Annotated in this window: 16 protein-coding genes; 14 read left to right on the top strand and 2 right to left on the bottom strand. The window is 46.9% G+C overall.

The window, feature by feature from the left end; genetic code table 11:
• Nucleotides 1–88: 88 nt before the first annotated feature.
• The 9 genes from glgB to L5M49_RS04825 all read left to right on the top strand — a co-directional run bounded on the left by glgB (nucleotide 89) and on the right by L5M49_RS04825 (nucleotide 16,387).
• Nucleotides 89–2,320: a 1,4-alpha-glucan branching protein GlgB gene (gene glgB, locus L5M49_RS04865; RefSeq protein ID WP_263265560.1), complete on the top strand. Its 2,232-nt coding sequence runs from the start codon at nucleotides 89–91 to the stop codon at nucleotides 2,318–2,320.
• 1 nt (nucleotide 2,321) lies between these two features.
• The gene (gene glgX / locus L5M49_RS04860) at nucleotides 2,322–4,523 is read left to right on the top strand and encodes a glycogen debranching protein GlgX (RefSeq protein ID WP_263265559.1); all 2,202 of its coding nucleotides are present in this window, start codon (nucleotides 2,322–2,324) and stop codon (nucleotides 4,521–4,523) included.
• Nucleotides 4,524–4,534: 11 nt separating this feature from the next.
• Nucleotides 4,535–7,066, top strand: coding sequence for a glycogen/starch/alpha-glucan phosphorylase (locus tag L5M49_RS04855; RefSeq protein ID WP_263265558.1), 2,532 nt, complete (start codon nucleotides 4,535–4,537; stop codon nucleotides 7,064–7,066).
• Nucleotides 7,067–7,125: 59 nt separating this feature from the next.
• Nucleotides 7,126–7,257, top strand: a complete 132-nt coding sequence (locus tag L5M49_RS04850) for a hypothetical protein (RefSeq protein WP_263145093.1) — start codon at nucleotides 7,126–7,128, stop codon at nucleotides 7,255–7,257.
• On the top strand, nucleotides 7,250–8,512 hold the full coding sequence (gene glgC, locus L5M49_RS04845; RefSeq protein ID WP_006085131.1) for a glucose-1-phosphate adenylyltransferase: 1,263 nt from the start codon (nucleotides 7,250–7,252) through the stop codon (nucleotides 8,510–8,512). The genes L5M49_RS04850 and glgC overlap by 8 nt, the downstream gene beginning before the upstream one ends.
• Nucleotides 8,513–8,696: 184 nt before the next feature.
• Nucleotides 8,697–10,316, top strand: a complete 1,620-nt coding sequence (locus L5M49_RS04840) for a glycogen synthase (protein ID WP_263265557.1) — start codon at nucleotides 8,697–8,699, stop codon at nucleotides 10,314–10,316.
• Nucleotides 10,317–10,444: 128 nt separating this feature from the next.
• Nucleotides 10,445–13,492 carry an EAL domain-containing protein gene (locus L5M49_RS04835; RefSeq protein WP_263145090.1) on the top strand — a complete coding sequence of 1,016 codons (3,048 nt, stop codon included), beginning with the start codon at nucleotides 10,445–10,447 and terminating at the stop codon, nucleotides 13,490–13,492.
• A gap of 129 nt (nucleotides 13,493–13,621) precedes the next feature.
• The gene (locus tag L5M49_RS04830; RefSeq protein ID WP_131522993.1) at nucleotides 13,622–15,040 is read left to right on the top strand and encodes a DEAD/DEAH box helicase; all 1,419 of its coding nucleotides are present in this window, start codon (nucleotides 13,622–13,624) and stop codon (nucleotides 15,038–15,040) included.
• Between the two features lie 240 nt (nucleotides 15,041–15,280).
• Nucleotides 15,281–16,387 carry a CobW family GTP-binding protein gene (locus L5M49_RS04825; protein ID WP_263140381.1) on the top strand — a complete coding sequence of 369 codons (1,107 nt, stop codon included), beginning with the start codon at nucleotides 15,281–15,283 and terminating at the stop codon, nucleotides 16,385–16,387.
• 79 nt (nucleotides 16,388–16,466) lie between these two features.
• Here the strand turns inward: L5M49_RS04825 and L5M49_RS04820 are convergent, their stop codons facing one another.
• Nucleotides 16,467–17,228, bottom strand: a complete 762-nt coding sequence (locus L5M49_RS04820) for a substrate-binding periplasmic protein (protein WP_263140379.1) — start codon at nucleotides 17,226–17,228, stop codon at nucleotides 16,467–16,469.
• Between the two features lie 384 nt (nucleotides 17,229–17,612).
• On the opposite strand from L5M49_RS04820, the gene L5M49_RS04815 reads away from it, so the two are divergent.
• Nucleotides 17,613–18,137, top strand: a complete 525-nt coding sequence (locus L5M49_RS04815) for a DUF3087 domain-containing protein (RefSeq protein WP_219250127.1) — start codon at nucleotides 17,613–17,615, stop codon at nucleotides 18,135–18,137.
• Nucleotides 18,138–18,237: 100 nt separating this feature from the next.
• On the opposite strand, the gene L5M49_RS04810 is transcribed toward L5M49_RS04815, so the two are convergent.
• A complete protein-coding gene (locus L5M49_RS04810) occupies nucleotides 18,238–19,779 on the bottom strand; it encodes an MFS transporter (RefSeq protein WP_263265556.1) in 1,542 nt (513 codons plus the stop codon).
• Between the two features lie 400 nt (nucleotides 19,780–20,179).
• Between L5M49_RS04810 and L5M49_RS04805 the strand changes: the two genes are divergently transcribed.
• The 4 genes from L5M49_RS04805 (at nucleotide 20,180) to L5M49_RS04790 (ending at nucleotide 24,487) form a co-directional block, all read left to right on the top strand.
• A complete protein-coding gene (locus L5M49_RS04805) occupies nucleotides 20,180–21,535 on the top strand; it encodes an MATE family efflux transporter (protein WP_028760699.1) in 1,356 nt (451 codons plus the stop codon).
• Nucleotides 21,536–21,923: 388 nt separating this feature from the next.
• Nucleotides 21,924–23,435: a hypothetical protein gene (locus L5M49_RS04800; protein ID WP_113941018.1), complete on the top strand. Its 1,512-nt coding sequence runs from the start codon at nucleotides 21,924–21,926 to the stop codon at nucleotides 23,433–23,435.
• 121 nt (nucleotides 23,436–23,556) lie between these two features.
• The gene (locus tag L5M49_RS04795; RefSeq protein ID WP_251071031.1) at nucleotides 23,557–24,024 is read left to right on the top strand and encodes a DUF6386 family protein; all 468 of its coding nucleotides are present in this window, start codon (nucleotides 23,557–23,559) and stop codon (nucleotides 24,022–24,024) included.
• A 109-nt stretch (nucleotides 24,025–24,133) separates the two neighbouring features.
• Nucleotides 24,134–24,487 carry a hypothetical protein gene (locus L5M49_RS04790; RefSeq protein ID WP_263265555.1) on the top strand — a complete coding sequence of 118 codons (354 nt, stop codon included), beginning with the start codon at nucleotides 24,134–24,136 and terminating at the stop codon, nucleotides 24,485–24,487.
• Nucleotide 24,488 lies beyond the last annotated feature (1 nt).

Below are 24,488 nucleotides of genomic sequence, written 5' to 3'. Positions count from 1 at the left end.
CCATCCCTAAAGATTAGATTATTAGGGGGTGTTATGTGGGTAAAGAGTGCCAATTTGCAAGTTTAATTGACTGATAAACGGAAGAAAAATGATGACTCAAGCCAATGCCTATTTCTACGATGGTGCCGACGTCGCCTTACTTAATGGTCAATACACTGATGTTTTTTCGCTCTTAGGTATGCACAGTGCCAACGAGGGTAAGGCATTAATTGTTCGTTGTTTTTTTCGCAATGCCCTCAATGTGGATGTGATCAGCATTAAAGATGGCCGCAAAGTGGCGAGTCTGGACAAAGTCAACGAGCAGGGACTGTTCGCCGGCACTCTGGGACGACGCGTCAAGCCGTTTCTCTACTTGCTACGGGTGGAATATCCCCTGTGTCAGTTAGATATAGTCGACCCTTATCAGTTTGATTCACTGCTCAATAGTGACGATATTTACCTGTTTGGTGAAGGCAGCGCCGAGCGAGCCTATGAATTTTTAGGTGCCAACTGGCGTCAAACCCAAGGCGTTGAAGGTGTGCATTTTTGTGTGTGGGCACCCAATGCTAAGCGGGTTTCTGTGGTGGGAGATTTTAACCATTGGGACGATACTCGCCATGTGATGCGCCAACATATTGCCAATGGTTTATGGGAGCTATTTTTACCCAATGTGGCTGAAGGTGCACACTATAAGTTTGATTTGGTTTATCAAAATGGTGAGCGCCATACTAAATCCGATCCCATGGCAACCCAAATGGAATGCGCGCCCCACAATGCTTCTATCGTGCCCAAAAAAGCCCACCATAGCTGGAATGATACCGCTTGGATGAGTAAGCGAGCGGCGACTGCTTGGCATAAAGCGCCCATGTCGGCCTACGAAGTGCACTTAGGTTCGTGGCGTCGTAAGGGAGAGCAAGGCGAGCAATATCTTGATTATCAAGACTTGATTGAACAGCTTATTCCCTATGTGAAGGAGCAAGGCTTTACCCACATCGAACTGATGCCGATCAGCGAGTTTCCCTTTGATGGTTCGTGGGGATATCAGCCTGTGGGTCTCTATGCGCCTACCCACAGATTTGGTGATGCCAATGGGTTAAAGGCCTTTGTGGATGCCTGCCATCAGGCGGGGATTGGTATTATCCTCGATTGGGTGTCGGCGCATTTCCCTAAGGATCCCCACGGCTTAGTGCGTTTCGATGGCACATGTCTGTATGAACATGAAGATCCTCGCAAGGGTACACATCCCGATTGGGATACCCTGATTTATAACTATGATCGCGGTGAAGTGCGCAGCTTCTTGTTGAGTAATGCTTGTTATTGGCTGCGGGAGTTTCATTTTGATGGCCTGCGTCTCGATGCCGTGTCTTCTATGTTGTATCTCGATTACAGCCGCGAGCCGGGCCAATGGCTGCCTAATGCCTATGGTGGACGGGAGAATCTCGAGGCTATCAGTTTCTTACAAATTTTGAATCAACGCTTGTACCAAGCTTTCCCCGGCATTTGCATGATTGCCGAAGAGTCCACCGCTTTTGCGGGGGTGACTAAGCCGACGGATCAGCAAGGTCTTGGCTTTGGTTTTAAGTGGAATATGGGATGGATGAACGACAGCTTAAGCTACTTAGGCCGTGACCCGCTTTACCGCCAGTTCCACCATCATCAATTGACCTTCAGTTTAATGTACGCCTATACCGAGCAATTTATGTTGTCCGTGAGTCACGATGAAGTGGTCCACGGCAAGGGTTCGTTGCTGCATAAAATTCCCGGTGATGATTGGCAGAAATTTGCAACTCTGCGTGCCTATTACGGTTTTATGTGGGGGCATCCAGGTAAGAAATTACTCTTTATGGGCTGCGAGTTTGGTCAGCGAAATGAGTGGAACCATAACCAGAGTTTAGATTGGCACTTATTGGCTTACAAGCCGCACCAAGGCGTCCAGCGTTGGCTTAAAGATCTCAATCACTTATATCAAAAAATGCCAGCCTTATCGGTTCAGGATTATGAGGGCGCAGGATTTAGTTGGCTAGATTGTGAGAATAGCCGCGACAGCATCTTTACCTTTGTGCGTTACGGGTTAGCGGGTGATGCGCCGTTAGTGTTTGTCATCAACATGACGCCCCAATTACACACTGGGTTCCGTATTGGTTTGCCTTTGGCGGGGGATTACCGCGAATATCTTAATAGCGATAGCCAGATTTATGGTGGCAGTAATCAAGGTAATGCGGGCACTGTGGTTGCTGAGCCGCTGCCGTGGCAAGGAATGGCGCAGAGCGCGCTGATCACTGTGCCGCCCTTGGGCTGCCTAGTGATAGGGCCTGCAACTGGATTGGCTGAGGCGAACTAGCATGCAAAAGCCCACGGCTGATGATATTAAGCTCAACCCTGACGCTAAAAATCACCCATTTCAAAGCGAAAAATGGGCGTTAGGGGTAGGTGAGCCTTTTCCGCTCGGTGCTAATGTTGAGGGCGATGGCGTCAACTTTGCGTTATTTTCAGCTAACGCCACAGCGGTTGAGTTATGTTTATTTGATGACAATGGCGAGCAAGAAGTCGCGCGTATTGTGTTAACTGAACAAACCCAGCAAATCTGGCATGTGTTTGTGCAAGGGCTTAAGGCGGGGCAACTCTACGGTTATCGCGTTTATGGCTCCTATGAGCCTCAGCTTGGTCACAGATTTAACCCCAATAAATTATTGCTCGACCCCTATGCGCGCCAGCTCGTCGGTGAATATCGCGACCATGAGTCTAACTATGGTTACGAGCTGAACCACATGGATGAAGACTTATCTTTCAGCAAGTTAGATAACGCTGCCTATGTGCCAAAATGCAAGGTCGTGGACATTCGTCCATTAATCGAGATAGCTGCCAAGCAGTCGATTCAGCCCCTTGCGACGAGGTTTCAGCCCAAACCCCTTGAGCGCAGCATCATTTATGAGATGCATGTTAAAGGCTTTACGGCGGCGCATCCTGAGATTGAACCCCATAAACGTGCCACCTTTGCGGGTTTAGCGACTCAGCCGGCTATCGATTATTTGGCCGAACTTGGGGTGACGTGTGTCGAGTTACTTCCTGTACAGGCCTTTTTCACTGAGCCATTTTTGCTCGAGAAAAAGCTCACTAACTATTGGGGTTACAACAGTATCGGCTTTTTTGCCCCTGAGCCGAGTTATCTATCATCCGACGATATTGGTGAGTTTCGGGCCATGGTGGATGCACTTCACGGCGCAGGTATCGAAGTGATCCTCGATGTGGTCTATAACCACAGCGCAGAGGGGAGTCGACTTGGGCCGACCTTTAGTTTTCGTGGCATAGATAATCTCAGTTATTACCGTCTGCATCCGAATGATAAGCGTTTTTATATTAATGATACGGGTTGCGGAAACACCTTAAATATCAATCATCCACGCATGTTACAGCTAGTGCTAGATTCGCTGCGTTATTGGGTAGAAATCATGGGCGTCGATGGGTTTCGCTTCGACTTGGCGGCTTGCTTAGGTCGCGAGGCCTATGGTTTTGATCCCGGCTCAGGTTTCTTCGATGCGCTGTTGCAAGACCCTGTTTTGTGCCGAGTGAAATTGATTGCTGAGCCTTGGGATATTGGCCCTGGTGGTTATCAATTGGGCAATTTTCCCGTGGCTTTTAGCGAATGGAATGACAGATATAGAGACACTATGCGCCGCTTTTGGCGCGGCGATCACAGCATGTTGCCCGAATTTGCTCGGCGTTTTCACGGCTCGGGGGATTTTTTTGAACACAGTGGCCGTCCACCAGCGACTAGTCTTAATTTTTTAACCAGTCACGACGGTTTTACCCTTAAAGACTTAGTGAGTTATACCCAGCGCCATAACTTGGCAAATGGGGAGGATAACCGCGATGGTCACCAAGAAAACTTCAGCCATCATTATGGGATTGAAGGGGAAACCGAAGATAGCGCAATTCTGGCACTTCGCAGCCGTCAACAGCGTAACTTATTGACGACACTATTTTTATCCCAAGGTGTGCCTATGTTGTTGAGCGGCGATGAAACGGGCCGCACCCAGCAAGGTAACAATAATGCCTATTGCCAAGACAATGAACTGAACTGGTTTGATTGGTCGGCAAAGGGCATGGACACTGAGCTGTTAGCCTTTACTCAGCAGCTAATCGCCCTGCGGAAACGTTTCCCGTTGTTATGCGCTAAACGCTTCATTCATGAACAGTTATTGGCCGAATCTTTAGCCGATACCGGTGCTCGCTTAGATTGGTTTAGTCGTCAAGGTGAGCAAATGACCAAGAGCCTGTGGACTGAGTCTATGTGTCGCAGTTTATCTGTGGTGCTTTCTGGTGACTTAGAAGGCCAAGGTAAGCAGCAAGCTCTGCTGTTGATGGTCAATGCTGACGACAACCCTTTGGCATTTACGCCGCCGACCTTTGAGCACTTGAGTCCGTGGCAATGCCTGATCCATACCCAAACTGAGCCGCTGGATGCTCAGATCTCTACGACGCGATACTTGCTGCAAGATCGCAGTCTCATGCTTTTTCATGCTGATTTGATTTTCAAGAAATGAAGGAATTAACTATGACTGACGAAAGCGAGCTGAGCCCAAATACCAGCGAAAAAACCGTATCATCCGCGCCAAAAGCGGCAAGTAAGAAGGCGCCAGCTAAGCGTCAGGCCAAGCCTAAAGTCGTTGAACCCTGCGAGCCCTGCGATGCCTTGCCCGCTTCTTTTGAGCGCCATTTACGTTATGGACTCAGCCGTGGCGAAGGCGTGAGCTGCGAATTATTTCAAGCGCTGGCCTATAGCGTCAAAGAACAGATGCTAGACAATTGGCGTCAGACCCGTGTGGATGACAGCCATTTTCAGCGCAAGCAAGTGGCGTATTTATCCCTCGAATTTTTGATGGGCCGGGCGCTGGGCAATGCACTGCTGAGTCTAGATTTACAGCAAGATAGCCGTGATGCCTTGAGCAACTATGCGGTATCGCTAGAAGAGTTAGAAGAAGCCGAACATGATGCCGGTTTAGGTAATGGCGGCCTAGGTCGATTGGCGGCGTGTTTCCTTGATAGCTGCGCCAGTATGGACTTATCCGTGACGGGTTATGGCATACGTTACGAATATGGCATGTTCGCCCAGAAGATAGTCGACGGTTATCAGGTTGAGCGTCCCGACCGTTGGCTGCGCGAAGGCAATCCGTGGGAAGTGCGCGTGCCGACCCACAACGTGACAGTGCCGTTTTTTGGCCACACTGAATCCTATGTCGATAAACAAGGCCGTAGGCACATTATTTGGGTTGAAACCCAAGATGTGCTCGCCGTCGCCTATGACATGCCAGTTCCTGGTTATCGCAATGGACGGGTGAATACCCTGAGATTGTGGAAGGCTGAAGCGACCGATGATTTTGATTTAGCTGAGTTTAACCAAGGCGACTACACGGAAGCCGTGGCCCGTAAAAACTTGGCCGAGCAGATCACTATGGTGCTCTACCCAAATGATGCGAGCGAGAACGGCAAAGAGCTGCGATTACGTCAGCAATACTTTTTATCCTCCTCTAGCTTGCAGGATTTACTCAAACGTTGGGTGAGTCGTCATGGTCATGATTTTACGCAGTTTGCCGCTAAAAATGTCATGCAGTTGAATGACACTCACCCTAGCATTGCCGTGCCTGAGTTGATGCGATTATTGATCGACGAATACGGTTTGGAATGGGACAGTGCGTGGGCGATTACCAGCCAGACCATGGCTTACACTAACCATACCCTGTTGCCTGAAGCACTAGAGCGTTGGCCCGTGCGTATGATGGCGCAAATGTTGCCACGCATCTTAGAAATCATTTATGAAATCAACGCCCGTTACTTAGATATTGTCGCCCACCATTGGCCAGGAAATAGTGAGAAATTGGCGAGTATGTCAATTATTCAAGATGGCCCACATCCCTATGTACGTATGGCGTATTTGGCGATTGTGGCGAGTTTCTCGGTCAACGGTGTCGCGGGTTTACATACGCAACTACTCAAATCTGGGTTGTTTAAGGATTTCTATGAGTTGTGGCCGCATAAGTTTAATAACCGCACTAATGGTGTGACGCCAAGACGTTGGCTTGCCCATTGTAACCCTGCCTTAGCTAAGTTACTGACCGCCCATTTAGGTCAAGAATGGGTGACAGACTTAAGCCAGTTAACGGCGCTCAATGCTCTCACACAGGACAATGCGTTTATCCAAAAATGGCGTGATGTGAAGCAAGCCAACAAGGCTTTGCTGGCTAAGATGATTGTTAAGGAATGTGGAGTTGAGTTCGATCCGGCTATGCTGTTTGACGTGCAAGTGAAGCGTATTCACGAATATAAACGTCAGTTACTCAATATCTTGCATGTGATCCATCTCTATCATCAGATCCAGCAAGGCCACACCGAAAACATGGTGCCACGTTGTGTATTGATCGGCGGTAAAGCGGCGCCCGGTTACTTTATGGCTAAGTTGATCATCAAGCTCGCCAGCAATGTTGCTCATATGGTCAATTCCGATCCTATGGTGACGCCTTACCTACGCTTTGCTTTCTTACCAAACTACAACGTCAGCGCCATGGAAAAAATCTGTCCGGGGACTGACTTGTCCGAGCAAATTTCAACCGCGGGCAAAGAGGCATCGGGCACGGGCAATATGAAGTTCATGATGAACGGCGCCCTGACCATCGGCACTATGGATGGCGCCAATATCGAGATGTTAGAGGAAGTAGGTTCAGAGAACTTCTTCCTGTTCGGACTCAATGCGGAGCAGGTCTCGCAGGTACGTAGTCACTATCATCCACGCAGCATTATTGACGATTCACCGGCGTTATCTGAGGTGATGAAGTTACTCAAAAGTGGTCATTTCAATCTGCTGGAGCCGGGGATTTTCGATCCCATTATTGCCGCCATCGAAAGCAGCGACGATCAATGGATGACGGCCGCCGACTTTGACAGTTACCGAGTCGTGCAAGAAGCCGTGGCGCGGGCCTATAAAGATCCGCAGGTGTGGACGCAGATGAGTATTCGCAATACCGCCGCCAGTGGACGTTTTTCGAGTGATGTGACGATCGCGGGTTATCGCGATGAAATTTGGAAACTGTAAGGGCTGGGCTCTGGGTTATAAGTCTTGTTATAGCGGTTGAGTATAAGTGTTTGAAAGGAATGCAGCAATCAATGGAAGGAATGGGGAATGCAAGTGAGAAATACTCAGGGGAGTACGGCAGTGTCTGCCGTATCGATAAGCCATTTATGGGCAATCAGTTTGCCGATTTCGGAGTAAGAGCCTATGTCTAATGTTCGTTATATCAGTAATTTAACTCGTGAAACCTATGCGTTGATTTTAGCTGGTGGGCGCGGGTCTCGCTTGCATGAACTCACGGATTGGCGTGCTAAACCTGCACTGTATTTCGGTGGTAAGTTTCGTATTATCGATTTCCCGCTCTCAAATTGTATCAACTCGGGTATTCGTCGTGTCGGGGTTGTGACTCAGTACAAGTCGCATTCTTTGATCCGCCATGTGATGCGCGGTTGGGGCCATTTTAAGAAGGAGCTCGGCGAGTCGGTGGAGATTTTACCCGCTTCACAACGCTATTCGGAAAACTGGTACCAAGGCACGGCCGATGCGGTATTTCAAAATATCGATATCATTCGCCACGAGCTGCCTAAATACGTGATGGTGTTGTCTGGCGATCACGTGTATCGCATGGATTATGCTGGGTTATTAGCCGCCCATGCCGAGTCGGGTGCAGATATGACAGTCTCTTGCCTTGAAGTGCCGATTGCCGAAGCTGCGGGTTCGTTTGGGGTGATGGAAGTCGATGAAGAGATGCGCATTTTAGGCTTTGAAGAAAAGCCGCTGCAACCTAAGCATTCTCCGGGTAATCCTGAAATGTGTTTAGCATCTATGGGCAACTATGTGTTTAACACAGAGTTTTTGTTTGACCAGCTCAAGAAAGATGCCTTAAATGAAAGCTCAGATCGCGATTTTGGTAAGGATATTATTCCTGCGATCATCGAAAAACATAATGTGTTTGCCTATCCCTTTAAGAGCGCTTTCCCGAACGAGCAAGCCTATTGGCGCGATGTGGGTACGCTAGATTCTTTCTGGCAAGCAAATATGGAACTGTTATCGCCCACGCCAGCACTGAATTTGTACGATGCGAAATGGCCAATTTGGACTTTCCAAGAACAATTACCACCCGCTAAATTTGTGTTTGATGACGATGACAGACGCGGTATGGCGTTGGACTCGATTGTTTCGGGCGGTTGTATTATTTCGGGGGCGACAGTGCGCCGTAGCGTATTATTTAACGAGGTACGCGTTTGTTCTTATTCGTTGGTTGAAGATTCAGTAGTGCTACCCGATGTAGTCGTGCTGCGCCATTGCAAAATCAAGAATGCCATACTCGACCGTGGCTGCATTATTCCCGAAGGCATGGTGATAGGTTATAACCACGATCACGACCGAGCCAAAGGCTTTAGAGTGTCGGAAAAAGGCGTCACCTTAGTGACCCGTGACATGCTAGGTTTACCAGTGGGTTATGAATAACATTGCAATTCATCCTTTGAGTCGCCATGCATAATGAGCGCAAATGGCTTAGAAACGGGCTTAAGTTCGAGCTTTAAGTACGGGCTTAAGTTAAGTGTTTAGATTAAGCCCTTAGATTTAGCGCTTAGGTACAGTCAGCTTATTAATAAGCCGCTGAAATGAAGTAGCGGGAGTATCCAATTAATTGAAACAACGCATTTTAATGGTCGCGGCTGAAAACGGTGCCCTTGCGGGCGCCAAGGTTGGCGGTATGGCGGATGTGATCCGTGACTTACCCGACGCTTTGGCGGGTGTGGATTTGTGCGCCGATGTGATTATGCCAAGCTATGGCTTTTTGACTGCGGTCGCGAATCAACCCCAAGATTTGGGTGAGTTAACCGTGGCCTTTGGCGGCCGATTGGAGCGGGTGCATTTGTTTGCCATGCCCCATCCTCAAGTGCCAGAGGCGATGATTTATCTGCTCGAACATGCATTATGGCAATCCGTACCTGGGCAGATTTATAGCCAAGGCAGTGCCGAGCGTCCTTTTGCCGACGATGCGACTAAGTTTGCTTTTCTTTGCGCGAGCGTCGCGACAGCATTAGTTACTGGCAGAGTACCTATGCCGACTGTGCTGCATTTACATGACTGGCATGCGGGCTGCTTAGCCATGCTTAGGGCGTTTGTGCCTGAGTTCAGTGCTCTCAAAGAAATTGAGTGTGTGTTCTCCATCCACAATTTGGCGCTGCAGGGGATACGTCCCCTAAGCCAAGACTCGTCCTCGTTTGCGGCATGGTTTCCCGAGTTATTTGCGTCTTTAACGCAGGGGCAAAAACAGCTGATCACCGATCCGCGTTATCCCCACTGCGTTAACCCAATGCGCATGGGGATAGTGCTGAGCGATAAAGTGCATTTAGTCTCACCCAGTTACGCCAAAGAAGTGTTACAGCCCTCCAAACCAGAGGCGGGATTCTTTGGGGGCGAAGGGTTAGAGCATGACTTACAGGTCAAGGCTAATGACGGCAAGGTGGTGGGGATTTTAAATGGCTGTGTATATTCATCGGCAGCCGATGTAAACCCTAAGCCAAAGGCGCGCATTCAAGGGGCGCAGTTCAAGCAACTGCTCAGTGCGATTGAGACTGCGTTAGTGCAATGGCAGGGACATCAAACCCAAGTGAGCGGCGTGGACATGATTGCCTTTGCGCGCACGCAAGCCCATTGGCGTCAAGCAATGGCGGAGCAAGTACCGAGTCTGTTACTCACTTCGGTGGGCCGTTTGACCGATCAAAAAGTCTTGCTGCTGCGGCATCAATTGCCCTCGGGCTTATCTGTGCTTGAGACCTTGCTTAACGCGTTGAAGCTAACAAAACCGACGGCGCTATTTATTTTACTCGGCAGCGGCGATGTCTCCATTGCTAAGTCCTTCCAAGCGTTAGGGGCTAAATACGATAACCTATTATTTTTGCAGGGATATAACGAGGCTTTATCCGAAGCGCTGTATCAGCATGGCGATCTCTTCTTGATGCCAAGCTCCTTTGAGCCCTGTGGCATCAGTCAAATGTTGGCTATGCGCGCGGGACAGCCATGTTTAGTGCATAGTGTAGGCGGTTTAAAGGATACCGTTGAGGATGGCGTTAATGGTTTTGCTTTTAACGGCAATAGCTTAAATGAGCAAGCCGAAGCGTTTTTGCAAAGGTTGGTGCAAGCCATTGCTTGTTTCGAGGGAAAAACATGGCCACAAGTGCGTGCTGCGGCCATGGCACAGCGTTTTGACTGGCATTCTATTGCAGAGCAATATCGTCAACAACTCTATTGCAAAATGTAATGTGGTAAGTCCAAAGTGTGATGCGACAAAGGGAATTAACGCATGATTTCTAAGTGATTCTGCTACACTTGTGGGGGAATGTTAAAATGGTATCAAGCCCCCTCATTTTTGGAGTCGCTCTCTGAGTTATGGATAAAGGTATTCTCTTTCCGTTAGTACAAAATGCGGCTTTATTGCTGGCGTTGGTATTTTTGTACGACGTGATCCCTAAAAAACACCAGCGGCAGTATTTTTTACTGTGGCGCATCATTATTGGGATGCTGATTGGTGGCATTGGTATCACTATTATGAGTACGCCTTGGGTATATTTGCCTGGCGTTTTCTTTGATACCCGTTCGGTTATTCTCTGTATTTCTGGTCTGTTTTTCGGTGGTTTACCGACCTTGGTTGCTGTCGTGATGACGGCGCTGTATCGCATCAGTATCGGTGGCGCTGGTATATGGATTGGCGTCGGCGTGATAGTGTCATCCGGTTTAATCGGGGTGATCTGGCGCCAATATCGTAAGTCTCTGTTAGCCAATATTTCAGGTGGAGAAATTTTTCTCTTTGCCTATACCGTTCATATTGTGATGTTGTTGTGGTTCTTATTTCTACCCGATGGCATAGCAATGCCATTGCTCGCCAAAGTGACCCTCCCAGTATTGACCATTTTCCCGATTGCGACTTGGCTACTGAGCCGCTTGTTATCGCGACGTTTTGAATTAGAGCGTGATGAACAAATTCGTCTGCAGGATGATTTCCTTTTTCGGAGCCAATTCAACGCGGGCAATATTGGTATTGCAATAACGGGGATAGATCAAAAGTGGATAAAGGTGAATCCGCGGTTATGTCAAATGCTCAAATATTCAGAAGCTGAATTGCTACGGATGACGTGGGCACAAATTACCCATCCCGATGATTTAGAAGCGGATGCCCTGAAATTTGAGCTTATGCTGCGGGGGGATATCGATAATTACGAGATGGATAAACGTTTTATCGTTAAAGACGGCAGCGTGGTTTACACCCATATGACAGTCGCCTGTAAGCGCGGTGGTAATAATGCCGTGTTGCTTGTTATTGCTGGATATTTAGATATCACCTCACAGGCCATTGCCGACCAAGAGGTGCTCGCTAGCCGTGAGCAACTCGAACTGGTGTTAAGCAGTAGCGATCTTGGGGTGTGGGATTGGGATATTCGTAATGATCGTATCGAACGTAACGCCCGCAGCGCCGATATTCTAGGCTGCGATGTTGATATGCTCAACGCTAATAGTCGTCAATGGATGGATGCGATAGTCGCCGAAGACAGGCCTAAAGTGCTGCATTCGATTGAGGCCCATATTCGTGGCGAAACGGCGCAACATAAGATGGAGTACCGCTTAAATACCGTAAACCGTAAGGTGCGGTGGATCCTTGATACAGGTAAAGTCGTGAGCAGAGATGCAAACAACAATGCTCTGCGTATGTGTGGAACCTATACCGATATTACCGACGCAAAACTTATCGAAGAATCCTTAAAGTTGTCGGCACTGGTTTACGATAACAGCTCAGAAGCCATGAGTGTCCTCGATGAAAAGGGTGTAATTATTACCGTCAATGCCGCCTTTAGTGTGATGACGGGTTATCGCGAATTTGAAGTGCGGGACCAACATATTCGGCTGCTTTATTGTGACCTCAATGGCCGTGATTTTTACACCAAAATGAATAATGATATCCGCGAGAAAGGCCAATGGCAGGGGGAAATGTGGCAGCGGCGCAAAAATGGCGAAGAATATGTCATCTGGTTAACCATCAATACGATTAATGATAAAGAAGGCCATCCCTATCGACGTGTTGCCCTGTTCTCAGACATTACCGATAAGAAGCAAAATGAGCATCTGATTTGGAAACAAGCCAACTACGATACGCTGACGGGGTTGCCCAATCGGCGCATGTTGTTGGAGTATTTAAGCAGTGAAGTGAAAAATGCCGACCGCAATCGCAACCACTTTGCCTTACTGTTCTTGGACTTAGATTTCTTTAAAGAAGTGAATGACACCTTAGGCCATGCCATGGGCGATTTACTGCTGATAGAAACCGCGAGTCGATTGAAATCCTGTGTGCGTGATGCTGACGTCGTGGCGCGTCTTGGCGGCGATGAATTTACTGTGGTGTTAAGTTCGATGGAAGACCATAAGGGGATTGAGCGCGTCGCCGAGAATATTTTGCGACGAATTGCCGAACCCTATGTGTTAGGGGAAGAAACCGCTTATATCAGCGTCAGTATCGGGATTACTTTATATCCCGATGATTCGACCAGTATTGAAGGGCTTCTCAAGCATGCGGATCAGGCTATGTATGCGGCGAAAGATCAAGGGCGTAATCGCTTCAACTATTTCACCCCATCGATGCAGGAATACGCCAAATACCGCATGCGCTTGATCCAAGACTTACGTCAAGCGGTCGTGAATAAAGAATTTGAACTGCATTATCAGCCGATTGTTGCCTTAGCAACGGGTGAAGTGACCAAGGCTGAAGCCTTGATCCGCTGGCATCATGCGGAGCGTGGTGCTGTGTCGCCTGCTGAGTTTATTCCTGTGGCAGAAGACACCGGCTTGATTGTTGAAATCGGCAATTGGGTGTTCGAGCAAGCCGCTCGCCAGAGTGCGGCGTGGCGTCACGAATTAGGGGTTGAAATCCAAATCAGCGTCAATAAATCCCCAATTCAATTTCGTGATGAAGGCACGCTGCTCAATGATTGGTTGAAGTTATTGCAAGATCTTAATATTACAGGTGCGGGAGTCTGTGTTGAAATTACCGAAGGCCTGTTATTGGATGCCAGTATGGGTGTAACCGAAAAACTACTGGCCTACCGCGATGCGGGTGTGCAAGTGTCGCTGGACGATTTTGGTACTGGCTATTCGTCACTCGCCTATTTGAAAAAGTTTGACATTGATTATCTTAAAATTGATCAATCTTTTACCCGCCATATCGATACCGATTCAAACGATCAAATTCTCTGCGAGGCGATTATCGTGATGGCCCACAAGTTGGGAATGAAGGTGATTGCCGAAGGTGTCGAAACCGATGCGCAGCGGCTAGTCTTGTTGGCTGCAGGCTGTGACTACGGCCAAGGTTACTTGTTCTCAAGACCTGTTCCTGCGGGTGAATTTAGCCAAAAATACTTACAGGATCCGCTTTTAGTCTCCCATGTCTGAGGATATATTAACTTAGTGGCGATAATTGCCTATAAAAACGCCGCGGATTTTGCTAGACTCCGCGGCCCCGCGTTGGGGCATTGAGTATCACCTCGCATCAAAGTTTTACTACTTAGCTAAAGAGTCCCTATGAAATTTGAAACACTCGGTTTATCTTCTCCTATTTTGAATGCGATAACTGAGTGTGGCTATCAGCAACTCACTCAAGTGCAAGAGAAAGTGATCCCGCTTGCCTTTGAAGGCAAAGACATTATGGCCTGCGCCCAAACGGGTACAGGTAAGACGGCTTCCTTTGCTCTGCCTGTACTTGAAAAGTTGGCGGCTGAGTCTTTAACAAGCGACAGCAATGATAAACCGATTTTACGCGCGTTGGTGATGACGCCAACCCGCGAACTCGCGATCCAAGTCTGCGAAAATATCCAGAAATACAGCCAGTTCCTGCCACTGAAAACCTTAGCGGTTTACGGCGGCGCCAATATGAATCCCCAGCGTAAAGGGGTAGAGCAGGGCGTTGATATTTTGGTGGCAACTCCTGGTCGCTTATTCGACATTATCGGCCAATTCCAGTTAGATTTGTCGAGCGTCACGACCTTAGTGATCGACGAAGCCGACCGTATGTTAGACATGGGTTTTGTGCGCGACATTGAAAAAGTGAAACGCTTAATTGCGCCGCAGCATCAAACCATGTTGTTTTCAGCGACCTATAGCGATGCCGTCAAACAACTCGCCGAGAAAATGCTGAATGAACCTCAGTGGGTGAATGTTGCTGACACGACTACCGCATCCACAGTTGTGCAGGAAGTCTATCGCGTTGATAAACGCCGCAAAGCCGAGCTGTTGTCAGAACTCGTTGGCCGCAACAATTGGCGCCAAGTGCTGGTGTTTGCCAGCACGAAAGAAAGCGCCGAGCATTTATTACAAGAATTAAAGCTGGATGGCATAGCCGCAGGTGTATTCCACGGCGATAAAACACAAGGCGCCCGTAATCGGGTGTTGGAAGAGTTTAAAGCTGGTAAATTGCGGGTGCTGGTGGCGACCGATGTGGCCGCTCGTGGTTTAGACATTCATGCCTTGCCTATGGTGATCAACCTTGAATTACCTTTCCTTGCCGAAGATTATATCCATCGTATTGGTCGTACAGGTCGTGCAGGATTAACGGGTCGCGCGATTTCGTTCGTGTCACCTTCTGACGATGAAATGCTCGCTGAAATTGAAGCCTTGATTGAGCAGAAACTGCCCGTGTCGGTACAACCGGGTTATGAAGAAGGCACGCCTTTGCCTGCCCGTTACCGTGATGCGCCTGCGGCACCGATTAAGCCGATTGGAAAGTGGAGCCATAAGGCGCCGCAGGATCGTACTATTGGTCAGTCTCGTCAGGGTAAGTACGCGAAAGGTAAAGCGCAGGATAGCAAAACCAGTGCCGATAAATCCTCTAGCCGTGCTAAGCCAGCTTCTGGCTCAGGTAAGCCGTTTAATGCGACTAAACCTAAGTCGAATTTGGTGAGCAATAAGTCAGGTTTTGGCTCTCGCACCAATAAGTCAAAATAGGCTAAGTCAAAATAAGCTAAGCCCAACAATCAAGGCTAATAAGTGCAAAGTGCCTATTAGTTTAGCCGTCTAACGGTTGCCTAGTTTGTTGATTTGACTGTTGAATAGTCAGTTGCATATTTTGCTACATAGCCTGTCGCGATTCTAAAAGCGCATCCTCACCGATGCGCTTTTTGTTGAGCTTCAAAGCCAATACTTCTACACTCGAGCGCTAAGCTTTCTATTCGAGCGAGTTTCCTTATGATTATCAAAGCGATTCCCACCAATATCATTACAGGTTTTTTAGGTGTAGGTAAAACCTCTCTGATTAAGCAATTGCTGGCGACTAAACCCGCGGATGAAATTTGGGCAGTGCTGGTCAATGAATTCGGTGAGGTCGGCATTGATGCGGGGTTACTTAATTCCTCCGATAACGGCATACAAATTCGTGAGGTTGCGGGTGGCTGTATGTGCTGCGCCGCGGGCGTACCGACACAAGTGGCCATCAATCAGTTGATTGCGAAAGCGAAACCTGACCGCTTATTGATTGAACCGACTGGGCTTGGGCATCCTAATGAAATCATTAAAGTACTGAGTGCGCCCCATTATCAGAATGTGATTTCACTGCGTAGCACCCTATGTTTGGTGGACGCGCGTAAGATCCACGATCCTCGCTATCGCGAACATGCAAATTTTATTCAACAGTTGCAAGTGGCCGATGTGATCATCGCAACTAAGTCTGACTTGTATGATGCTGAAAATACTAAGTTACTCTATGAATTGCAGACTTATTTAAGCCATATTGAACGTACTGATATTCCTGTAGTGAGCCACTCTAATCAACAGCCTTTACCTAGCGCTTTGCTGGACTATCTTAACCAACTAAGGCGCGTGTCACTCAATATAAATGGGCATGCTAGCGCTGGCCTAAAGCTGGGCAGCCTACCGACGACGGCCCCAAGCTTGTTTCGTGCTGGTGGTTCTCGCTTGAGTGAGTTGAGCCTCTTTGCCGAAGGTGCAATCGAAGCCGCACTTGATTTTGATGATCGCGGTATAGTGCGAAAGCAGAATCAAGGTGAAGGTTGTTTTAGCTGCGGCTGGGTGTTTGAACCGAGTCAAGAATTTGATTTTGATAAATTAATGGATTTTATTCAGCGGCAAGCTCAGTCATCCAACGTTGGGCAAGTGTTGCTTAGATTAAAGGCCGTGATGATCACTACTGATGGAATTGCGGGATTTAACTGGATTGACCATGAGTTTACTGTGGTTGAACTCGATGACACCTTAGATTCCAGACTAGAAATGATTACCATGGACGACGTCAATTGGAACGAGATTGAGCTGCAGTTGATTGCTTGTCTTAGCTAACAGAGTTCCCCATCACTCTTTATTACAGGTGTGAGCATAGGTAAGAGGGGTCAGATTTGGTGGGAATAGTAAGGCCGGCTCAGTAAGGCAAGGTCACGCGGTATTTTTGGCCGAGTGTCGTGAGTGTGCCATTTTGGATCATCTCCTCGAAGAAGCTGTCAAAACGAATTCTTAGCGGATCAAATTTAGCTTGTTTCGGAAAAGCCATAAAGCCGTCTCGCACATCGATTATCGGCATGATTGGCGTAATTGCTTTAGGGATTTTGATTTGGGCGAGCACTGCATTGGTATTGCGACTATTGGTGGCGAGTAAATCTAAATCACCCCGCGAAAGCCGTTCTATGCCACTTTTAATATCGACAAATTCATTGATATTTAATGATTTAGTTTGTTCAGTAAACCGTGTGCCATAACTCCAACCCTGCATTTTTCCAATCCGTTGCGTTTTAATACTGGCATAGTCGCCATTCCACACTATTTCATTGTCTGCCCGAGCATAAAACACCATATCATCGCGGTAAAATGCCTTCGCCGCAAAAACCAAGTTGGCATTACGTTCTGGGGTATCGTAGGGACCAATAAGAATATCCGCTTGGCCACGTTCAACCATAGAGATAGCGCGGCGCCATGGGGTAATTTGATAGTGAATGTTCACACTTTGCTGCTGGGCGAAGCGATTCAAAATATCGACACCTAAGCCGGTATATTCGCCATTGGCTTGTAGTTCAAAAATTTGACTGAAACTCGAACCCACTGCGAGCAGATCTTTGGCCTGTGCAGTCAAGCAAAGGCTGCTGAGCACCAAAAGGACGACTTGTGCAAAGCCTTTGCTGAGTATCATGGCATTCCTTGTGTGGTTTGAATGCGGAAGGTTAGAACACTGTCTCTCGTAAAAGCGGCGATATCGTTATGCAATTCACTAGGGTTAAGGTTAGCAAATTTTACTCAGATTTGATTGCACGTTAACATTTTAATGTTTTGAAATAAATGGAAGATTAATCGTAAGGGCATTAAGCCGTTGATCTTCAATCGATACATCATCCTATCCCTCAGCCTGCTTAGTTACGCCTAAAAGTTTCAATTTGTATCGTTTGTAAGTGAGAATGAGAAATGTATTTTCGTTATGCGTTTAAATCAGTTAAGGCCGAATAAAGGGGATTGCGGTATGCTCTGCCATTGATTGATTTATACGCCAATGCTGGGCGGTTTATTTGAGCGGGATGTTATGAAGCTGCAGGAAATAGATAAAACCTTGTATCGTAAAAATATGAATTTATTCATTGTGATTCTAGTTGTTAGCTTAGTCGTGTTATCGCTGATTTTTGGTACTGGACTCATTGCGCTGTTTGGGGCGACGCCTGTGCCAGGTGAGCCTACAGGTAATTTCCATTTGAATCTCTTAGGGGTGATTTTCAGTCTGGGTCTGTGTAGCGCAGTGATTTACAACTTGAAGGATAAATCCTTCTTCAGCGAAATTTATTATGTGTGGCAATTAAAGCAACTCCATAATCGTATCTATCGCAAGTTGATAAAGATTAAAGCCGCTGCGGCGCAAAATGATGTGAATGCTTTGATTATATTGCTGTTTTATTACACTAGTTTAAGGCAAGTGTATGAGCTCGATGACAATACGCTAACCTTGCCGGCGCTGACTCAAGATCTCAATCGTTTGAATGCACAAATCGAAAGCCTAGGCTTATTGCTGTCGCCCGAACAATTTACGCCTGAGTTGCTGACAAGATCTTTCTGATACTGATGAGGTAAGATGAGGATCGCTCCTCACCTTGCCATCATCTAGCCCTTATCTTGTCTTTGTCGTCCTTGCCCAGAATGAGGTCAGCGAGTTTCACTTAGGCGGCTTGCTGGGCTCTTTGTAGTGTGAGTAACCACTTACCATAGATGTAAATCCCTACCGCTGAGATAGTCCCTATGGCGGCGATGATGTACCACGCCATGCCAATGTTATGGCTGTGGTATAGCAGTTGGGTGAGATCGTGTGCGTTTTCACCTGTGTAACTCACCAAAGTGGTAAAGGCTTCACCTTGGGGAATGGCGCTGACCTCAGTGCTGTTCATGCCGCGCTCTAGCAATAAATCCCGCGAAAACAATTCCTTTGATGCATAAATCTCGTAGAGTTTAGGGCCAAAGTAGCCTTCTAATCCCCAGCCGATCCCTTGGGGCAACATCACAAATCCCAAGTACATGGCTTTTTTGCCTTCGGGAGCAATATTACCCATAAACTCGTTTTTCTTCGGGCTAATCATCATTTCGCCAATGGAGAACATGGCAATCGCGAATACGATAAACCATGCCGCATGGAAAGCACCGATAAACACAAAAGCTAAAATACTCAGCAAACAACCAATAAACATGGCGGTAGTGATACGGTATTTAGCCGTCAGTGCCGCGACGATAAAACAGCAGGTCATGATCAGGCCCGCATTAAGGTTGAGCATGCCTTCGGGCATCACCTTAGTGCCTTCGTTATTGAGGCCAAGCCAAAATTGCAGAATGCCGTTACTGGTGCCTTCGCTGCCAAAGAGGGAGGTGACGATTACGCTGGTATCGACCCATTCGGAAATATGGATAGGCAGCACATCGAATAAGGCATTGAACAAGAACCAAAATCCTGAAAAAACGAGCATATAGTAGATTACAATCGGCTTTTTCAACTCGCGCCAAGCATCACGCCACAGGGGTTCTTGTTCGACTTCACCTGATTTTATTTGCTTATTGCGTTCCAGTCGCTCGGCTTTACCTGGCTCGGTATAGGTGAGTAAGAATAAGAAGTTGAGTGAAATAATCGCGGCGCAGGCGAAAAATACATTGTCCCACGACAATTGGCGCATATGCACGGCAACTAAGGGTCCGAGGAAACCGCCAATGTTTACAACTTGGTAAAAAATGCCCCAAGCCATTGAAGTGTTATTGCGATTAGTGGACAGCACTAAGGTGCCTTGAATGCCCGGTTTAAATATCCCTGTGCCTATGGCAAGGAGTAATGCACCGACAAGGAAGCCCCAAAAGCTGGGGAAGAATGCCATGACGAGATAGCCAAAGATTTTAATGATGGTGGAGCCGAAGATGGTTTCTTTGTAGCCCACTCGGTCAGACATGCCACCAGTGAACACGGGCACAAAGGTTTGCATGATCGCCCAGAGGGAAATAATAATGCCGTAGTCACTTAGGCTGATCCCAAGGCCGCCCGCAGACTCTGGCGCTTTAGCGTACAATCCAGCACTGGCTTTAACACCGTAGTAGGCGATACGCTCGACTAACTCCATACCACCAACTAACCAAAACACATAACCTAAGCTAGTAATGGAGGCCCACATGCCGAGCTGTTTGACTTCTCGCAGATCGTTGCCTGCATTTGGACTATTCTGACTCATGTCCTTCCCTTATTATTGTTATTGAATTTATTTCTGTTTAACCCATTAATTATCAAAAACTTAAATTTATAAAGTTAATGATTTCATCTTGCTTAAATACGTTAATGGGCTTGCTTGAACGGATACTTTACCTAATTCGGCCTTAAACACCAAAAAAGTAGCAGAAAATGATGAATTAACCCACATCTGTTATTGAACTGTACTGAGTTTGTCATTTGGCTGAAATTGGACTGTTTCTGCTTAAGTCATTGTGATGATTAATCTTTATTGTTAATTATTCACAATGAACATGCTTTGAGTTCTCGCTATTTTTAGGTACAATCCATTGTCGCATTTTTGTTCACCCGATCATTTTTCTAGATAGATACGACTCTAGCCCCCCTTTTTGTGAGAAACGCTAATGACAGCAACAACATCTAATCATGCTCCTGCGGATATGAGCTTGCTCGAGGAGCCGATTGCGAAGCTTTTTTGGCGCTATACCATACCCACCATAGCCTCTATGTTGGTCACGGGCGTATATGTGACAATTGATGGCATCTTTGTTGGCCACTATTTAGGTGAAACAGGGCTGGCGGGGATGATGCTAGCTTACCCTGTGGGCGCGATTTTATACGCTATTGGCGCCATGATAGGTATGGGTAGCGCGGCATTAGTGTCAATCAATCTTGGCCAAGGTAATGTAGTCAAGGCCCGTAAACTACTGGGTAATGCCTTTACGTTATGTTTATTAACGGGATGCTTTTTTGCCCTTGTTGGTGGGATATTCTCGCGAGATATTTTGGTTGCCCTCGGGGCGCAAGGGGAGATGCTCGAAAATGCTAACGAATACTTATTCTGGTATTTTGCACTGTGTCATTTCCCCATAATTTCAATGACCTTCACCACACTGCTGCGTAATGATGGCAGGCCATCCATGGTGACTTGGGTGCTGATTTTGGGTGGTGTATTAAACACTTTCTTAGACTGGCTGTTTATTGTGGTTTTCCCCTTTGGTTTAGCAGGTGCAGCGATTGCGACTATGTTGTCGCAGGCGGTAACGGGGCTTTTGTGTTTACAGCATTTTTTCAGTCCGCGCACTCAGCTTAAAATCACTTTTGAGCAGATGAAGCTCAAGCTCGATAATTGCCTTAATATAGCCCGCGTTGGTTTCCCCAGCTTTTTGATGAATCTGTATTTGTCGATAGTGTTAACCCTGCATAATACGGCTTTTTTGTGGGTTGGCGGTCCATTACATGTGGCCGCCTATGGTGTGGTGAGTTACACCGAAGCGTTTTTCTATCTGATTTTTGAGGGCATTGCGCTTGGTACTCAACCCATTTATAGCTTTAACGCGGGAGCTGGGCGCTTTGACAGGGTTAAACAAGCGCGCAATATTGCCTTTGGTATGACGTTACTTACCGCAGCCTTAGGTTTAGCGCTGATTTATTCTCGCCCTGAATGGTTAGTGTATTTGTTTGCCGGTGATAATCCGAATTTAACACCAGTGGCGATTGAAGGTATGCGCTGGTATTTTTGGGGCTTGCCTATGGAAGGCTTAATCTTAGTTGGTGCGAGTTTCTTCCAAGCGATTAATTGTTCGAAACAAGCTTCTATGCTGACGGGCGCTAAGCTTATTCTTATCGCTGCGATTATCTACTGCTTTGCATGGGCGTTCGGCGTGATTGGTGTGTGGGTGTCGCTCGCGACCTGTAGCACTATCTTGACGATATGGATGTTTTACGCCATGAAGCGAGTCGAGGCACGTTTGCATTAATTCTTGCTTTGGGCTGTATTGGTTTCGCCTGATATATTGACAAGACAAGGGGCGAGGCAAGTAACCTGTAGCTGTGGCATAAGTGTTTAGTTTTACGTAAATTTTACAATTGGGGCGATTAATGGCCCCAATTGTAATTGCCCACATATCTTTCGTCGTTAAACATGACTTAGGGCTAGCGTGGGATGATGGCCTCTGGTACATTTCGCTGGTTTAATCTGCAATCAAAAATGACTTATCCAAGCGTGCTGTTGAGCCGAGGCTATAGCCCTCAATTAATAGACTGAGTTCGCTTAGGCTTTTAGGTCGATTGATCGTTGATATGACTGGGTATTGAGCCGAATGACTCGCTCGTTGATTTTAGTAATTTATGTTTTATGAGGCCCTTATGCGCACCACTGCAGTCATTTCTATGCTGTTGCTTGGCGTGTTAACGACAGTTAATGCCAGTGCCAAAGAGAATGAGTTAGTGTTTGCCAGCGACTTCGAAGGCAATCGTTTATCTCAACCTTGGTCGTGGATCATGGGTTGTCAATTTGAAGGCGCTGAACCTCACACAGGTGAAAGTGCGCTGCTTTGCGTCGAAGGTAATAGCAGTATCGTCAGTAAGTACCCTATTTCTGAAGCGGGTCTATTAGAGTTTTGGGTAAAAACCCAGAATACTCAAACCCAATATCGAATCAATGTATTGACCTCTCCGGTATTAAAGCTCGATGCCCAGTGGCAGCATGTTGCTTTAATCGATATCACCCCTGGGGCTAACGAATATTTAGCACACCGAGTGTCTATTGATGATCCGAGTCGCCAATATATCCGTCTTGATATTGAGGCCATTAATGGCCCTATCAGTTTGGACGATTTGAGCTTAGGTAAAATTCGCCTTGATATGGCCCTGCAAAAAAATGAGCAGAAAATTATCGGCGGGATTTTAGATAAGCTGAAAGCTGATAAGAATTACGAAGTGCAGTCTGAGTCATTTCGTACTTTAGGTAAAAATTATGCCGCCCAGCTCGAGAGCCAAAGACAATACCTCGAGTACTCGAATGCTATTTATTCAAGTATCACCTTTGTGTTGGCGACGTCTGAGCGCAATAAAATGTCTAACCCTATGGGATATAACACCTTTAGGTCGGTTTTAACTGACGCTAAACGTGTGGCATCGCCTCTCCAACAGGCGCGTTTAGGCTCTATGGTGAAACCCTTTGGTGACTTGGCTACTGCCACCTTAAACGTGGTCAGTGCCGGTGCGTATTCCGCCTTTGCCGAACCCTTTAAGTCATTCTTAGCAGCGACTTTTGATCGCTCTAATTATGACAACAGTGACTTAAGCCGTAGTGATAAAAAGTTTGCTGAAGAAAATGGCCTGAAAATTTATCAGCAGGCCGAACGGTTTATGTCTGAAATCGAAAAAGAACTGCAACAAGTCACTGCACTCGATAATGATTTAGTTAGTATGCAGAAGAACTTAGATAATTTCCGTAAGGATCTCGACAAGCATCTGCGCAGTTACTTACAGCATGCCAGTATTGCCCGCACACCTGAAAATTACAGCCGAGTGATGAGTAAAGACGAGCAGGCACGCGCGCTGGTGATTGCTGAGGCGAGTGCCAATATCAGTGCTAAAGCTGAGGCGCTATTGGCTTCGAACAGCAATGCAGAGTTAGTGCAGTACATGATTAAAACCACTGAGAAGATTGATGAATTTCAAGAGTTCAAGGAACGTTTTAATCAGATCACTTCGGCCATGCTGACCTTCTACGACAAATTTGAGCGCTCAATTGCCGCCGAGCAAAACCCCTTTACCGATCCTAGCGATCGCGCCGTGTGGGAGCAGCACGCCAAAAGCGCCCGTAACTACATTCGCCAGTCGAAGGAAGCGTTCACTAAAGCCTTTATGTAAAGGATTGTTGTAAGTAAGTGGTAGTAACGGCCTAAAATTATGGCGATTTTTCTATTTTAGGTTTGGAGTTATCAAGGATAAAACAGGTAGTCAGAATCATTTCTGTTAGTGGGCAAGGATGATGAGTAAACCCTATACAACAACTCGGTTTGACACAGATACTGCCACAATGGCGATATTTGATCCCGCGGCATTAACTCATCGCTGTGAAGATACGGCTGATTGGTGGTCTGTGCCGAGTGACGAAATTTTGGAAATCAATCAAGGTCATGTGCTATTCGTAGGACTTGGTGCCGATGGTTGTTATGAGGTTGAAATTTTCCGCAAGCTAGGTGAGGCTGGGCTCAATTCGAATTATCTCTCTGCAAACTTAACAGTATTGTCAGGGTGCCTGTATATTGGCGCCGCCGAGCAAGTTCCAGCAGGAGATCTTGGGCCTGAAACAACCTATGGCGGCGCTTTAATTTATGCTGTGCGAGGGAATATTGAGGTGAGAGTGTATCGGCTTACACCCCATAAACTGGTGGTTGAATATGAGTCAACCTCAGAAGATGTACTAAACGAGTTTACGTCTAGTCCATTACTTTAAGCGGCTTACTTTATTCGCTATCATTTTTAATCCCTATACGGGCTGTTAAACACCAAAGGTAACTTGTTAATCATCAGGGGTAAAAAAGCAATTTAACATTATGAGTTCTATGATGAATAATACCAAATGGCGCGAATGTATGACGCTGTTAGCTTCTTGTCCTGTGTATTTGCAACTACAGTTGGTCGGTGAAGAGGACTTTCCTCTCGATTATGAAGCCTCAAATCAAGTGTTATCCGAGATCATGGCTACTGATTGTCTTTTTGTGCAAAGGCGTATTCGCTATAAATCCATTAACGCGATTAGAATTGCGAAAACCGTTTTTCCCGCCGGTTTGGCGGATGACAATGTATTTCTGCTTGCTGAATTAAAAATCAGATTACAGCAACTCGGCCAGTTACCACTAATTGAAGACGATCAGTTTATTGTTATTCATGGCTATCATGACCTCATGGTTTGTTGAA

Source organism: Shewanella sp. SM74 (genome assembly GCF_025653725.1).
Classification (GTDB): domain Bacteria; phylum Pseudomonadota; class Gammaproteobacteria; order Enterobacterales; family Shewanellaceae; genus Shewanella; species Shewanella oncorhynchi.
This window is presented reverse-complemented; position numbering and strand designations above follow the sequence as displayed.